This window comes from Streptantibioticus silvisoli, assembly GCF_027947535.2.
GTDB lineage: Bacteria > Actinomycetota > Actinomycetes > Streptomycetales > Streptomycetaceae > Streptantibioticus_C > Streptantibioticus_C silvisoli.
In genome coordinates this window covers 120,421-134,416 of the sequence record NZ_JAAGKO020000008.1, presented here as the reverse complement: position 1 = coordinate 134,416, position 13,996 = coordinate 120,421, and the positions used below count along the sequence as shown (strand labels likewise).

General features: G+C 68.7%; 15 protein-coding genes and 2 pseudogenes. 7 read left to right on the top strand and 10 right to left on the bottom strand.

From position 1 onward, the window contains the following. The first annotated feature begins 21 nt into the window (after nt 1–21). Complete coding sequence (gene glyA, locus POF43_RS08650; protein WP_271313090.1) at nt 22–1,278, top strand: serine hydroxymethyltransferase; 1,257 nt, start codon at nt 22–24, stop codon at nt 1,276–1,278. A gap of 92 nt (nt 1,279–1,370) precedes the next feature. Beyond that, nucleotides 1,371–2,738: an L-serine ammonia-lyase gene (locus POF43_RS08645; RefSeq protein WP_271324118.1), complete on the top strand. Its 1,368-nt coding sequence runs from the start codon at nt 1,371–1,373 to the stop codon at nt 2,736–2,738. 208 nt (nt 2,739–2,946) lie between these two features. On the opposite strand, the pseudogene POF43_RS08640 reads toward POF43_RS08645, so the two are convergent. Next, a pseudogene (locus tag POF43_RS08640) lies at nt 2,947–3,138 on the bottom strand (IS5/IS1182 family transposase); the annotation flags it as partial. 64 nt (nt 3,139–3,202) lie between these two features. On the opposite strand from POF43_RS08640, the pseudogene POF43_RS34840 reads away from it, so the two are divergent. The 3 genes and pseudogenes from POF43_RS34840 to POF43_RS08630 all read left to right on the top strand — a co-directional run. Further along, nucleotides 3,203–3,375: pseudogene (locus tag POF43_RS34840) on the top strand (IS5 family transposase); the annotation flags it as partial. Between the two features lie 128 nt (nt 3,376–3,503). After that, the gene (locus tag POF43_RS08635; protein WP_184935462.1) at nt 3,504–3,773 is read left to right on the top strand and encodes a type II toxin-antitoxin system Phd/YefM family antitoxin; all 270 of its coding nucleotides are present in this window, start codon (nt 3,504–3,506) and stop codon (nt 3,771–3,773) included. Further along, on the top strand, nt 3,763–4,221 hold the full coding sequence (locus tag POF43_RS08630) for a type II toxin-antitoxin system VapC family toxin (RefSeq protein ID WP_271325496.1): 459 nt from the start codon (nt 3,763–3,765) through the stop codon (nt 4,219–4,221). Before POF43_RS08635 ends, POF43_RS08630 begins: the two co-directional genes overlap by 11 nt. Before the next feature lie 246 nt (nt 4,222–4,467). Here the strand turns inward: POF43_RS08630 and POF43_RS08620 are convergent, their stop codons facing one another. Then, nucleotides 4,468–5,799 carry a GIY-YIG nuclease family protein gene (locus tag POF43_RS08620; RefSeq protein ID WP_271325497.1) on the bottom strand — a complete coding sequence of 444 codons (1,332 nt, stop codon included), beginning with the start codon at nt 5,797–5,799 and terminating at the stop codon, nt 4,468–4,470. Between the two features lie 44 nt (nt 5,800–5,843). On the opposite strand from POF43_RS08620, the gene POF43_RS08615 reads away from it, so the two are divergent. After that, nucleotides 5,844–6,017 (top strand): hypothetical protein, encoded by a 174-nt coding sequence (locus POF43_RS08615; protein WP_271325498.1) that lies wholly within the window; start codon nt 5,844–5,846, stop codon nt 6,015–6,017. Between the two features lie 124 nt (nt 6,018–6,141). Here POF43_RS08615 and POF43_RS08610 read toward each other — a convergent pair whose 3' ends face one another. Together POF43_RS08610 and POF43_RS08605 are read right to left on the bottom strand one after the other, a co-directional pair. Next, a complete protein-coding gene (locus tag POF43_RS08610) occupies nt 6,142–7,020 on the bottom strand; it encodes a hypothetical protein (RefSeq protein WP_271325495.1) in 879 nt (292 codons plus the stop codon). Continuing rightward, entirely contained in the window at nt 7,017–8,390 is a 1,374-nt protein-coding gene (locus POF43_RS08605; protein ID WP_271325494.1) for a hypothetical protein, read from the bottom strand. Before POF43_RS08605 ends, POF43_RS08610 begins: the two co-directional genes overlap by 4 nt. Nucleotides 8,391–8,527: 137 nt before the next feature. Here POF43_RS08605 and POF43_RS08600 point away from each other — a divergent pair, with 137 nt between their 5' ends. Continuing rightward, nucleotides 8,528–8,848, top strand: a complete 321-nt coding sequence (locus tag POF43_RS08600; RefSeq protein WP_271325493.1) for a hypothetical protein — start codon at nt 8,528–8,530, stop codon at nt 8,846–8,848. Between the two features lie 551 nt (nt 8,849–9,399). On the opposite strand, the gene POF43_RS08595 is transcribed toward POF43_RS08600, so the two are convergent. From POF43_RS08595 to POF43_RS08570, 6 genes are all read right to left on the bottom strand, one after another. Then, nucleotides 9,400–9,900, bottom strand: coding sequence for a hypothetical protein (locus POF43_RS08595; RefSeq protein ID WP_271325804.1), 501 nt, complete (start codon nt 9,898–9,900; stop codon nt 9,400–9,402). Nucleotides 9,901–10,290: 390 nt separating this feature from the next. Then, nucleotides 10,291–10,590 (bottom strand): transcriptional regulator, encoded by a 300-nt coding sequence (locus POF43_RS08590; protein ID WP_271314881.1) that lies wholly within the window; start codon nt 10,588–10,590, stop codon nt 10,291–10,293. Continuing rightward, nucleotides 10,587–11,264: a hypothetical protein gene (locus POF43_RS08585; RefSeq protein WP_271325805.1), complete on the bottom strand. Its 678-nt coding sequence runs from the start codon at nt 11,262–11,264 to the stop codon at nt 10,587–10,589. Before POF43_RS08585 ends, POF43_RS08590 begins: the two co-directional genes overlap by 4 nt. Nucleotides 11,265–12,249: 985 nt before the next feature. Beyond that, on the bottom strand, nt 12,250–12,420 hold the full coding sequence (locus POF43_RS08580; RefSeq protein WP_271318606.1) for a DUF5670 family protein: 171 nt from the start codon (nt 12,418–12,420) through the stop codon (nt 12,250–12,252). A gap of 152 nt (nt 12,421–12,572) precedes the next feature. Continuing rightward, the gene (locus POF43_RS08575) at nt 12,573–13,019 is read right to left on the bottom strand and encodes a DUF2267 domain-containing protein (protein ID WP_271318607.1); all 447 of its coding nucleotides are present in this window, start codon (nt 13,017–13,019) and stop codon (nt 12,573–12,575) included. Nucleotides 13,020–13,319: 300 nt separating this feature from the next. Next, nucleotides 13,320–13,751, bottom strand: a complete 432-nt coding sequence (locus POF43_RS08570) for an Hsp20/alpha crystallin family protein (protein ID WP_271325703.1) — start codon at nt 13,749–13,751, stop codon at nt 13,320–13,322. Nucleotides 13,752–13,996 lie beyond the last annotated feature (245 nt).

Sequence of the window (13,996 nt, the reverse complement as noted above, 5' to 3'; positions counted from 1 at the left end):
CGACAGGACCTGGAGAACCGCATGTCGCTGCTGAACAGCCCGCTGCACGAGGTGGACCCGGACATCGCGGCGGCCGTCGACGCCGAACTGCGCCGCCAGCAGTCCACGCTGGAGATGATCGCCTCGGAGAACTTCGCCCCGGTGGCCGTCATGGAGGCGCAGGGCTCGGTCCTGACCAACAAGTACGCCGAGGGCTACCCGGGCCGCCGCTACTACGGCGGCTGCGAGCACGTGGACGTCGCCGAGCGGATCGCCATCGAACGGGTCAAGGACCTGTTCGGCGCCGAGGCGGCCAACGTGCAGCCGCACTCCGGCGCGCAGGCCAACGCCGCGGCGATGTTCGCGCTGCTCAAGCCGGGTGACACCATCCTGGGCCTGAGCCTCGCGCACGGCGGCCACCTGACCCACGGTATGAAGATCAACTTCTCCGGCAAGCTGTACAACGTGGTCCCGTACCACGTGGACGACACCGGTGTGGTCGACATGGCCGAGGTCGAGGCGCTGGCCAAGGAGCACCGCCCGCAGCTGATCATCGCCGGTTGGTCGGCGTACCCGCGGCAGCTGGACTTCGCCGCGTTCCGCCGGGTGGCCGACGAGGTCGGCGCGTACCTGATGGTCGACATGGCGCACTTCGCCGGCCTGGTGGCCGCCGGACTGCACCCGTCGCCGGTGCCGCACGCCCACGTGGTGACCACCACCACGCACAAGACCCTCGGCGGTCCGCGCGGCGGGGTGATCCTGTCCACCGCCGAGCTGGCCAAGAAGATCAACTCCGCGGTCTTCCCCGGCCAGCAGGGCGGCCCGCTGGAGCACGTCATCGCGGCCAAGGCGGTGGCCTTCAAGGTGGCCGCCACGCCGGAGTTCAAGGACCGGCAGGTGCGTACCCTGGAAGGCGCCCGGCTGCTGGCCGACCGCCTGCTGGCCGACGACGCCCGCCAGGCCGGCATCTCGGTGCTGTCCGGCGGCACCGACGTGCACCTGGTCCTGGTCGACCTGCGCGAGAGCGAGCTGGACGGGCAGCAGGCCGAGGACCGGCTGCACGAGATCGGCATCACCGTCAACCGCAACGCGGTGCCGAACGACCCGCGCCCGCCGATGGTCACCTCCGGCCTGCGCATCGGCACCCCGGCGCTGGCCACCCGCGGCTTCGGCGCCGAGCAGTTCCGCGAGGTCGCCGACGTCATCGCCCTGGCGCTGCTGCCCGGGTACGACGCGGCCGCGCTGCGCGCCCGGGTCGAGACCCTGGCGGCCGCGTTCCCGCTCTACCCGGGTCTGTAGACCCGGTCCCGTCCGGCCGGGGCCGCCGCGCGACCCCGCGGGCGACGGCGCCCCCGGCCGGCCCGGCAAGCCACAACAAAGGAGTTGTGACCATGGCCATCTCCGTCTTCGACCTGTTCTCGGTCGGCATCGGCCCGTCCAGTTCGCACACCGTCGGCCCGATGCGGGCCGCGCGGATGTTCGCCAACCGGCTGAAGAACGAGGACGTCCTGCCCCGGGTGGCCGCGGTCCGGGCCGAACTGTTCGGCTCGCTCGGCGCCACCGGCCACGGTCACGGCACCCCCAAGGCGGTCCTGCTCGGCCTGGAGGGCCACTCCCCGCGCACGGTGGACGTGGAGACCGCCGACGACGAGGCCGCCCGCATCCGCGCCACCGGCCGGCTCAGCCTGCTGGGCGTGCACGAGATCGCCTTCGACGCCGACCGCGACCTGCTGCTGCACCGGCGCCGCTCGCTGCCGTACCACGCCAACGGCATGCGGCTGACCGCCCGCGACGCGGCCGGCGCCGACCTGCTGACCCGGACCTACTACTCGGTCGGCGGCGGCTTCGTGGTCGACGAGGAGGCGATCGGCGAGGACCGCATCAAGCTCGACGACACCGTGCTGCGCCACCCGTTCCGCACCGGCGACGAGCTGCTGCGGTTCGCCCGGGAGACCGGCCTGTCCATCTCCGGGCTGATGCTGGAGAACGAGAAGGCGTGGCGCACCGAGGCCGAGATCCGCGCCGGGCTGCTGGAGATCTGGCAGGTCATGCGGGAGTGCGTGGCGCGCGGCATGGCCCGCGAGGGCATCCTGCCCGGCGGCCTGAAGGTCCGCCGCCGCGCCGCGGCCTCCGCCCGCCAGCTGCGCGCCGAGGGCGACGCGCCGGCCCGCGCGATGGAGTGGGTGACGCTCTACGCGATGGCGGTCAACGAGGAGAACGCCGCCGGCGGCCGCGTGGTGACGGCCCCCACGAACGGCGCGGCGGGCATCATCCCGGCGGTCCTGCACTACTACGTCAACTTCGTACCGGGCGCCGACGAGGAGGACGTCATCCGCTTCCTGCTCGCGGCCGGCGCCATCGGCATGCTGTTCAAGGAGAACGCGTCCATCTCCGGCGCGGAGGTCGGCTGCCAGGGCGAGGTCGGCTCCGCCTGCTCGATGGCGGCCGGCGGCCTGGCCGAGGTCCTCGGCGGTTCCCCCGAGCAGGTGGAGAACGCCGCGGAGATCGGCATGGAGCACAACCTCGGCCTGACCTGCGACCCGGTCGGCGGCCTCGTCCAGATCCCGTGCATAGAGCGCAACGGCATGGCGGCGGCGAAGGCGGTGACCGCCGCGAGGATGGCGCTGCGCGGCGACGGCCGCCACCACGTCTCCCTCGACAAGGTCATCAAGACGATGAAGGAGACCGGGGCGGACATGAAGGTCAAGTACAAGGAGACCGCGCGGGGCGGGCTGGCGGTGAACGTCATCGAGTGCTGAGGGGTGGGGTGGGAGTGGGGTGGGGGGAAACGTTTCTTTTTGGGGCGGCCGGGGCGTGGTTGCCATGCAGAGGTGGCACCGCTCGCCGCGTGCGCAAGCCCTCTTGAGCCGTCGGCGCTCCGATCCGCCTCGCGCTGTCAGAACCGGTTCATCCAGAGCCGAAGGATCCGCTGCCGGCGGCCCCCGGCCCTCACCAATGACGAGGCAACCCCAGTTCCTGCGGCAGGCATTCCCACTGGATCCCGGTGTGCAGCAGCGCGTACGGGTTCCCGTACAGCACGTTCCGGTCAGGCACCGGCTTGCGCCGCGGACACAGGAATCTCCGCTCACGCCCCGGAAGCAGCGGCTCGACCGGCTCCCACACCCCGTCCGGCACCCCCCGTGGCGGCGAAGACTCCATGCCCGGCCGAACGCTCAACTCCCCACCGGGAAAGGGTCACCAGCCCACAACGCTTCACCGTCATCCCCGGCGCCGGGTCGTCGAGCGGACTTCGGCCGGTTCAGGTATCACCGCCGCCTCGCCCGTGACCACGAGACCCGACCACACCGCTGCGAAGCCATGATCCACCTTGCGATGATCGACTTCATGAGCAGACGACTCACCAGGCAATCCAGCCCGAACCGGCGCGACGCCTGAAGCTTGGACCAAGCACCTTTCCCGGGACGAAACGCTCTTCGACCGGCAGCGCATGGGGGAACAGCTCCCGCAGGCAGATGGTGTGCCTCCGCGTAGCACCAGGTGGCACACGTCGGTAACCTGGTGGCATGACAGCACAGCCGGAGATCACCCAGCGGGACCTGCGCAGCAGGTCGAGAGAGATCATGGATGCCGTCGAGGCCGGGCAGTCGTTCACCGTCACCCGGGACGGCCACCGCATCGGCGAGTTGATCCCACTGAAGCGCCGCAGGCGCTTCGTCCCTCGGGCGGAGTTCGCCGCGATGTCACGCAGCGCACCCGGCATCTCCCTGGATGCCTTCCGGGCGGATCAGGACGCCACGGCGGCACAGGAGACGGACGATCCCTATGCCCGTTGAACATGAGCGTGGTCTGCTGGACACCAACATCATGATCCTTCGTCGCTGGGTGAACCCGGCCGAGCTCCCGGTCGAGATGGCCATCAGCGCGATCACCTTGGCGGAGCTGTCCGCCGGACCGCACGAGGTCCGGCGGAACGAAGAACAGGCCGACTACGACGAATACGCGGAGCGGGCCCGCCGACTCGACGTTCTGCAACGTGCGGAGAATGAGTTCGACCCCATCCCCTTCGATACGGAGGCCGCACGCATCTACGGCCGGATCTGCGCCGCCGTGATCGGCGCGGGGCGGAAACCGCGAAGGCGCGTGGCCGACCTGATGATCGCCGCCATCGCCATCGCCGAGGCCCTCCCTCTGTTCACCACCAACCCCGACGACTTCAAGGGGCTGGAGACACTTCTGACCGTCGTACCGGTCACCCGCCCGGCGCTTCCGCACGATCACTGAGCGGGCACCGGTCAAAACCCAATCAAGTTCAGTAGCGCGGCACGGCGGTTCCGATAGCCCAGACGACTGCGAATTAAATTGGGCGCATCATGCAGGCGAAGACCGGCGAGTCGGGAAACGGCTGCTGGTCGCCGATCTTTCGATATCCCCACGCCTCATATACGGCTTGGACCGAGCCATCACCAGCTGCCTGCGCCGTCCCCACCGGCCGACGCAGGCCCCAATCCCACCACCGCGGTCTACCGGTCAGGATCCCGATTTGCGACGCGGGCGCTTGCCTTTCGGTCGGAGCTGGGGCAACCAGCGCTCAGGGCCCGGTAGTGGAAAGGCCTGGTCCCCACGCGGCGCCGGGCGCGGGCCCCAATTGCGCGGCATCGGCAGAGTGATCGCTTCCTGTGCTGCGAAGAGCATGGCTTTCGACGGGTCGCGCACGAGGGCGTTGAGTATGAGCGGAAAGCCTTCCTCCGTGAACTGGGGACTCCACGTCCGGCACGCGACTTGACAGTAGTCCCGCGCCTCGAACAGAACGCTTTTGCACTTCTCAGGGTCATCGCCGTCTTCCAGCCACAGCAGCCGGTCTCCGGGTGCAAGTTGCTCTTTGCCGTTCAGCGTTCCGTTGGCAACCTTCTCGGAGCGGTCGAGGTACGGCACGGGGTCATCCTCGCCGCCTACGTCTCCACCCCCGAAGCCAGCGGTCTCGCCCGGCCCTGCAGTCGCATAGATCTCGAGCTGGTCCCCGACTGCATGTGCTTGCCAAAGGTCGAGTGGCTGCCAACCGCCGCTGGGGGGTGACTTCAGCGGCGACGGATTCGACAGCAGTACGAACACCTGGCCTGCCTCCAACGGCAGCACGACCCGGTCACGTCCCCCGAGAGGATGGGGACTGCCGAAGCCAGACGTCGTCCAGGCGTCGATCCCGTTGACCTCCAGAACGCACTCCCTGACGCTTTCGACAGCCTTGTCCACCGGCAGGGCGAAGAACTCCCTGCGGGACGAGACCCTCGCCCCATCCATCTTCTGGTGGACGAGCCCCTCCACCGCCTTCCAGCGCATCGTGAGTGCCCTGAACTCGACATCGAACGGTACGGGTACTCCGGTGTGCCTGGAGAGCTGGCTCGCCCGCTCTTCAGGCAGCAGTGTAGTAAAGCCGACTTTCACCAACCCGGGCATCGCCCGGTTACTCATGACGTAGACGAAGCCGGTGTCGTGTGTACTCATCTCTACAGTCTGAAGCTGGGGTCTGACAACCATGGGAGGGTCTCGCGATCTCATCAGACTGGCCGACGTCGAGGCGAGTGGTAGCACGCTTGCGGCCGTGAGGCCGACTGCGTTGCTGGCGAAATCACGTCGCCGCACTGGATCCCCCGCTCCTTGACGCGGCTTCCTGGGATCGATGAAGCCCAGTTCCTGGGCAGCAGACCGGAAGATGGTCGTCAATGCCAACTGCGCGCGACTCTGCGGCCAGCGGGTTTGTCCGCTCAGAAAGCGCCGGATAGTCCTGTCGATGTAGTCGCCCGAGCGGCTTGTCCTGGCCAGCAGGACGCGGTTCATTTCTTCCGCCAGTTCGGCTTCGGTCATGCCAGCTGCTCGCATGCGTGTCCGCAACACGGTGTTCGGCTCAGGTGACCCCATTGCGAATCCGCCGCAACATCAGGTGCTGCGCCTACGACCGCAAACTCCTGCCGTGGATGCTCGCCCTCCAGCCGGTGGCACGCCTCAGGCGCTGCACCGTCGTCGACATCCACACCGAACTGGCCGCCACCGGCCTGGAACCGCCCGAACGCCCCGTCTCCTGATGCGTTCGTACCGTTGCTGAGGGGTGGGGTGGGGTGGGGTGAGCTGCGCAAACAGTTCTTTTGGGGGCGGGCGGAACGTCTCCGGGAGGACGCCTGGGCTGCGGGAGTGCGCCCGCCTCCGTGATCAGGCCCCGGCTGGCGCGGGCTCCGCGGGATCCCACGGGAGGACAAGCGGTCCGCGCTGCCAGTACCAGGGCATGCCCCGCACAAGATCGGCGCCGATGACGCCGGAGGCGACGAGCGCCGCACCGCCGTCCTGGACGGTGAGTTCGCGGTAGGCGTCGTCGAGGACCGCGAGGACCGTCCGGGCGTTGTCCCGCTCGGGCTCGGCGAGTTCGGGGAGCAGGGCGGTGATGTCGTCACGGCACTCAAGGTCGGCGGCGTACAGCGACGGCCCGTACCAGCCGAGGGGCGGCCAGTTTCGTGCCATCCGCACCGTCAGCCGCTCCCATACCGTCAGGCGGTCGCGCACGTCACCGAACGACCCGCCGCCGGGGTCCGCCGGGAAATACCGCAGCGTGACGGGGCTGGGAAAGGGGATGTATCGGACCTCGTCCTCGAAGTGCGCGACGGCAGCCGCGGGGAACTCCGGCACGGGCGTGCTGACTTCACAGATGCCCGGTTCGTCCTCGGCGAATCGGACGAGACCCTGCGTTCCCCCGCTCGTCACGAAATGAAAGACCTCGGGAGTCCGGGTGCCTTCGGGAAAGAGTGTCACGGTGTCGAGTTCGGCGGACATCCGTCGTGACAACTCCGCCTGAGACGGCTGCTGCGGAAGGTCTGCCGGGTCGGCGTAGATACTCAGGTACCACGCCAGTTCCGCGGATCGCGGTTCGTAGGTACAGGACACCAGCGACCGGTCCACGGCCGCCTTGTCCCAGCTGTCCACCTCGGACATGTCCCCTACGAAGACACGGTCCGCCGACACGTCGAACAAGGCCGCCAGGAAGCCGCCGAGCCGTTCCGGCACGTGGTGTCCGGTGACCAGGACGTCGTAGCTCATCGCGGCACCCCTCCGGGTTCATAATATGTGTCATAGAGAGCGGTTGCTTTCGCCACACTGGCCGGATTGTTTCGCAATCGCGGGTTGTACTGAACCTGCTGATCAAACTTCTCCACATTGCCATCGCATTTCGCCAGCATATGCAAGGCAAAGTAGTCGTTGTTGTCCATCTCGACAAGTCCAGGCCCTGAAACCGGGAAGACAGTGCCACTCGGTTTTACATTGTACGTTCTGCCATGAAATTCATACAAACCAGTTCTATTGTCGAACGCCGCCTCTCCATCAGCAATGGCTTTGATGTCTTGATCCACATCATCGTATCGATCCGGCGGAATAATGGTGTTCTCCCCCTTGACCTCTCCCCCCTTCGACCCAAGGATCGTGTGGCGTGCGTTGGGTTGCTTCAAAACCTTGCCCCGCGCCGGCCCCTTGATATCGGCGCGAGCCTGCCACGTCTTGCTCATCAGCCACGGGTCGTCCAGCGGCTTGGACGGCGAGTTCGTGCCGTACCCCGAGAAGGGGTCGTCGCCGAAGGCATACGAGTCGGCGAGGGAAGCCGACATCGAGTCACCGGTCAGTGCGAACTCGTCCCCGGGGCCCCCGCTTTCGGGACCACCGAACATCATCATCTCGTCAACGTTCTCGCCGATGTCATCGGTGCGCCGCATGACACCAGTGGCCACAGAAGCGGTGATGTACAGGCCGTTGAGCTCGTTAATGACAGCTTGGTGCAGCATGCCCGGGTGTGGTGGCGGGGTTTGGTCACGGTCGGGGGGCACGGGATCGAAGACGCCGGTCCCGAGAGTCCGGACGGATTCGTTGAGCGCGGCGATCAGAGCGGTGGCGGCCGTGTGGAAATTGGCTGCCGCTTCGTTGACAATGCCTTTGGCTTTGCGGATACGACCTTCGGCGTCATTGAGGTCCCCCTGCGCGGCGCGTGTCCTGTGCAGCGTGGCAGGGTCGCCGGGTACGCAGACGCCGGCCGCTTGATCCGCCGCCGCGTTCCCCATATCGATGGCATGCAGGGCCCCTGCGGCCGCCCGGTGGTCGGCGGCAGCCTCGCGGGCCGTTTTCAGTCCGTAGTCGGCGTCGGCCTGGATGTCGGGGAGGGCGTGGCGAAAGGACTTCATCGCGTCGGCGACGTTCTGATGGCAGGTCTGCTCGGGCAGGAGCTGGTCCGCAAGGTAGTCGCACCGACCCCAGATGGCAGTGATCCACGTGCCTTCGAGGTCCAGGCTCGTGGACTGGTTCTGGATGTCGCGCAGCCGGTACATCGCGTCCTGCGCGTCGTCAGCCCGTTTGCGGAAGTAGTTCTCCCAGTCGGTGAGCGTGTGCGCGTCCCCCGGCGTGGGGTCCTTCGTACGGTCCACCCAGTGCCAGTCGGTCGGCCTGCCCCCCACTTCCCCACTCCCCGTCAGACACACGACTGCATAATGGAAAATCCTTCGTAGGATAGTCGGATCAACAATATCCAGCAGTGATATCCGGATCACCGAGGGGACTTGACATGGCAGGTGCGAACCGGCTGCGCGTCACGGACGAGGGCATCACCAACCTGTGTGCGGCGCTCCGCAAGGCCGGACCGGAGAAGATCGCCCAGCCCAGTCAGCCGACGGCCGAAGAGATCGGCGGCGATGCGGTCCTCGACGCGCTCGGCCCGGCAGCGTACCTGACCCGAGTCACAGTCCAGGGACGGGAGGCCGCGTTGAACGACTTCATCAAGCGCATCCAGGACGGCAACACACACCTGTGCATCACCGACCAGGCCCTCGGCGCCGCCAACCTGCCTGCCGGCGGTCCCCTCACCCTTCCGGGCCGCCATCAGTAGCGATGCCGTGACGACGACGGCACCCGGGACCAAGCGGTTCGGGGTGCCGTTCCATGAAGTGAGCGCCAACGGCCGGATTCGCATGCGCCTGCTCACGTGGCTCCTGACCCCGAAGCAGATAAGGCAAGGGCCCGCTGCCGAGCGCGCGACTGGGCGCCGGGTAGCCGAACCCGTCCGAGTACGCAACGTCATCAGGCGCGACCACTCCTGCTGTCACCGCGTCAATGGCGTGGCCGTAGGAGCTTTACGCGGCTGGGACGGCCGAAGTCTCGTGAGGCGATCTGTAGGTGCATCACCAGCACGCTGCGGAGGTCAAGTGCGGGCTCGGGCTCCCGCGGGGCGAAATATTCGGCTTCAGTCCGCGGATCGACTACGAGATTTGGAACGAGAGCGGTTGGAATTCCGCACCCGTGCCCGCCTCGGCAGGTCAGCGCCGCAGCACCCCGCCCGTCCTTCCCACGGTCACCCCTCACCCCTCACCCCCTAACCCCGCGGCGCGAAAGGCCTCGTGTCCGCCGCGACCCGGCGGACACGAGGCCGGCTGGGCCGGGTCAGGAGGCGGCGATGTCCGCGTACGTGACGGTGACCGACGACGTCTGCGCGGTGGGGCTGGTGGGGGTGGGGACGAAGTCGACCTTGCCCGTGCCGGAGCAGGGCAGGTTGAGGGTGGTCGGGATCGCGGCCTGCACCGCGTAGCTGCTCAACGTGACGGGAGCATTCGCGGAGGCGGTGCCGAATTCGACGTTGACGTGGGTGCCGGCCGAACCCGTGTAGCCGACGACGGCCGACGTCGAGGAGGCGCCGGGCACCACGTCCACCGTCTGGCCCGCGATCGGGTGGCCCGTCTCACCGACCGTCGCCGGCACGGGGCACACCACCCGGATCACCGCGCTGGCCGAGGCGCCGTTGACCTGGCCGTTGAAGAACTGGTTCGCCCCGATGGGGGCCGGATCGACCGTCGCGGCGGCCGACGGGAGGCCGACGGCCCCGCCCAGCAGCACGAAGGCGGCGATCGTTCCGTACGTTCTCAGGCGGCGGTGCTTACCGTGCATGTCAACCTCCGAATAGGCGCGACCAAGGCCGCCCATGGCCCTGGTGAGCGAGGGGTGAACCGTGCAGGAGCAGCAGAATGCTAGTGGCACGGCATCCGCCACGTATGGATGAGATCCGGCCACCCCGACCGAGTATTTTCCACGCCCCCGGCCGGGGGCCCACCGTTCGCCGACGAACAGGACACGCCGTCCGACCGGCGGACAAAACACCGGAGCGGACCCGGTACCGGAGGACCCGGCCCCCAAGACACCGCACCGGAGGACTCGGCACCGCACCTCAAGACACCGCACCGCCGGACACCGCACCGCACCGCACCCCAAGACACCGCACCGCAGGACCCGGCACCGCACCCCAACACACCGCACCCCGCCGACCGACGAGCCGCCCCTCTACACCCCGGCGATCAGGTCACGCAGGGCCGCCGTGTACGCCTCCAGCGCCGCGCGTCCGCGACGGGTCATCGTCACCGAGGTGAGCGACGCGGTCCCGTTGCCGGTCTTCACCGTGCGGAGGTACTCCGCGTCCTCTAGTTTGCGCAGGTGGGTGATGAGGTTGCCGGGGGTCAGGTCGAGCATGTCCTTCAGGCGGGTGAAGGACAGCGTGTCGCCGTCGTTGAGCGCGGCCAGCGTCACCATGATGCGCAGCCTCGCCGGCGCGTGGATCAGCGGGTCGAGGGCGTCGGCGGTCACGGCTGGACCGGGGAGGGGCGGCGCAGCCGGACCGTCAGGACGGCGGCGTACGTCATGAGGGCCACGCAACACCCCACGCCGGTCAGGCCCCACGCTCCGTTCGGCCCGAAGTACGTGCTCCCGGCGGCGACGGCGATGATGGCCATCGTGAGGCCGAGCTCCGGCCACTTCTCGCGCGCCGCCGCGTACCCGCCCGCGGCCGCGGCCAGGGCGATCAGGGGCACCGTCGGCCCGAATATCCCGTAGACGATCCTGAAGCTCACGCCGAGGTGCCGCAGGGCCCCCTCGACCACCCAGGCGCCCATGCCGGCGACCATCACAGCGGCGGACTGGGCTTGCATCTGCCGGCGGGCCCGCCCGCTGACACCGGTGGTCGCGCGCCGGGAGACCCGGCTTCCGACGATTGCCGACACGGCGATCAGGCCGTACAGCAGCGCGAGGGACCAGCCGGCCGGCCCGGCGTACACGCGCTGGTCGCGCATGGAGAACCAGACCGCGCCGTAACCGAACAGGAAGACCCCCGCCCCCAGGAGCGCCGCCAGCGGCGACGAGGTCTCGAACTGGCGCCTGGCCTGGATCTCGGTCTGCTCGATGATCCGTGCCGCGTCCCGCGGATCCAGTTCGCCGTCCTCGTCGCCGGCCGGACTCTTGTCGGTGTCGTGCGTCTTGTTCATCTCGCGCCTCCCGGGGCAACTTTGTATCGCAAAGCTAGGACGCTTTGCAGGGCAAAGTCAAGGTCGGGGTCGCCACTTGCGGGCGGGGGCGAGGGGTGCGATCGGGGGCGGGGTCGAGGGCGAGGCGGGGGCACGGTCGGGGGCGGGGCACCCTCAGGGCGAGGCGGGGGTCCGGCCTGACTTGGGTCGGTCCGGCTCGGCTTGGCTCGGTCCGGCTCGGCTTGGCTCGGTCCGGCTCGGTCCGGTCCGGCTCAGCGAAGGTCGAACACTCGGCGCCGGCGAAGAACAGAGACGGAGACGGAGACAACGGCACCGGGCGCAATCCGTGCCAGACGAAACGGTTGATCGACAGCTTCACGATGCATCAACCGGGCCCGAAACGAACACGATCCGACTCCGAGCGATCAGCAGAACGGTTTACCGCACCGCCCGCCCCCGGATTCCCGTCGCGCCATCGCGGAACCCGGCGGCCCCGGCGTGGTGGACGAACGTGTGCTGTACCGCAAGGCCGGAGCCGTGCTTCGCCGGGGTTCGGGGACCGTTCACGATGAGGAACTCCGGGCCGGTCCGGAAGCATTGGCCGCTCACCCGGAGGTGGCACGGCCGGTACGTACGGCTACACACGGCGGAGTTCAGCCTTGAGCTTTACCGCCGGACCCCGGAGGCGGAACCGCCCGACCCGTTGCCCGCTCCGGCGGTCGATACCGGGTTCGTTTCCCTGATCACCGGGATTCACCGGCTGCCCGATTCCACCGCGTTCGCAGGTACCCGGTGACCTGCGGTGATCACCGATCCCGCCCCATCGCGAGCAGGACCGCGGTTCCGTCCCTCAGCCTTGCAACGGCTGCGCGGCGACATTCGAAATCCGTAACGAGCCAGCGCCTCCGGAACATGACTGGGGGTCGCACCGAATCCGGTGCGACCCCCATGTCTACGCGCACTTCTCTGCGCGATCAGGTGCGATCGAGCGCTTGCGCCCAACCGTTCACCATCGATACCAGCGGCCCCGCGAACCGCCCGATCCGGCGCTGCGGAAGACGAATCCGAGCAGCCACACGACCAGAACGATCAGTGCGATCCACCACAGGATATGCACGGCGAATCCCACGCCGCCGAGGATCAGTGCCAGCAGAAGAACCAAAAGAAGAGCACCCATTGTCATCAACCTCCTGACACGCTTCTGCCCTTACGTCACGCATACATGCGGAGAATTCTCATCCCTCTCCCGGCCACCACGATCGACGCCACTCGTTCCTCATCCGCACCGGCGTACGGGACGCGCCGCGAACGCCTCCACGTCACGCCGGGTCAGGCGGCCTCGGCGCGGCTGAGTTCGATGCGGCCGAACAGCAGGGCGTAGCCCGGGGGCAGTCGTGCGATGACGCGGGCGACGAAGTCCTCGCCGGCGAGGTGGGCGACGGTGGACAGGACCGCGCCGGTGTCCCACCGGGTCGTCGCGGGGGTGCCGCCGGTGCGGGCGGCGAGTTCCTTGACGAACCCCCAGCCGGTGAGCGCCTCGGCGGCCGGGGCCGTGTCCGAGGCCTGGGCGTTGAGGGCGAAGGCCGCCTCCGCGGGGAGGCGGGCCGCGAGCGCGGCGCGCTCCTCGCCGGTCAACTGGCGGCCGAGGGCGCCCAGTACGTCGCGGACGGCCCGCTCGGCCCGTTCACGGGTGGGGTACGCACCGTCGTACCGCACTCGTTCGAGCAACTGCCCGTACGCCATACCCGGTGCGCTGCGGATGGTGTGGAGGGACATCGGTGACGCACTCGCCTTTCGTATGCGGAGGAACAGGCCGGGGGACGCCCGGCCGGGAAACGGTGCCGACTCCCGCGTGAACCGGGTGTCATCTGCCTTACGGATCACGGGACGTGGGCCGCCGGGTACGGCGACGACTGCCCGGCGACGGCGGCCGGGCGGGGACGGGACGGGCGCGGTGGCGGACCGGCGCGGTCGTGTGCGGGGTCGTGGTCGGCGGCTCGGGCGGCCGTTGGCCGGAGGGCGGGGGCGCGGGGGTCTGCGCGCCCGCCCTCCGGTGTCCGGGGGGCCGGGTGCGGATCAGCCGGTGATCTGGTGGGCCGACGTGCCGCCGACGGCGATCCGGCGGGGCTTGGCGCGTTCGGTGACGGGGATGCGCACCGTCAGCACGCCGGCGTCGTAGTCGGCGCTGATGTGCTCGGTGTCGAGGGTGTCGGCGAGCACGAGCTGGCGGGAGAAGACGCCCAGCGGGCGTTCCGACAGCTCGATCTGCGCGTCGTCGGCCTTGGCGGCGGGGCGTCGTTCGGCCTTGACGGTGAGCATGTTGCGCTGGACGTCGATGTCGATCGCCTCGGCGCTCACGCCGGGCAGGTCGAAGGCGATGACGTACTCCTCGCCCTCGCGGTAGGCGTCCATCGGCATCGTCGACGGCTTGGACCAGGTGCCGGCGTTCCCCAGCAGCTGCTGGGCGAGCCGGTCGAACTCACGGAAGGGGTCAGTACGCATCAACATCACGAAACACCTCCAGGGGATCGGGCAGTACCTGCCACTGCCGCTGCGGTTCTGCTGCCCTCATTTCTATCATGTCATCCATCCGATGACAAACACTTACGTCATCGAGTGGATGACGCGCGCTCGCCGTCGTTGCATCGCCACCGTTGAATCGCCGCTGCGGAGGGATCGCCACCGTTGGGAGGCGCCACCGTTGACGATCGCCACCGTTGACGATCGCCACCGTTGGGGGCTCGCCGGACCGC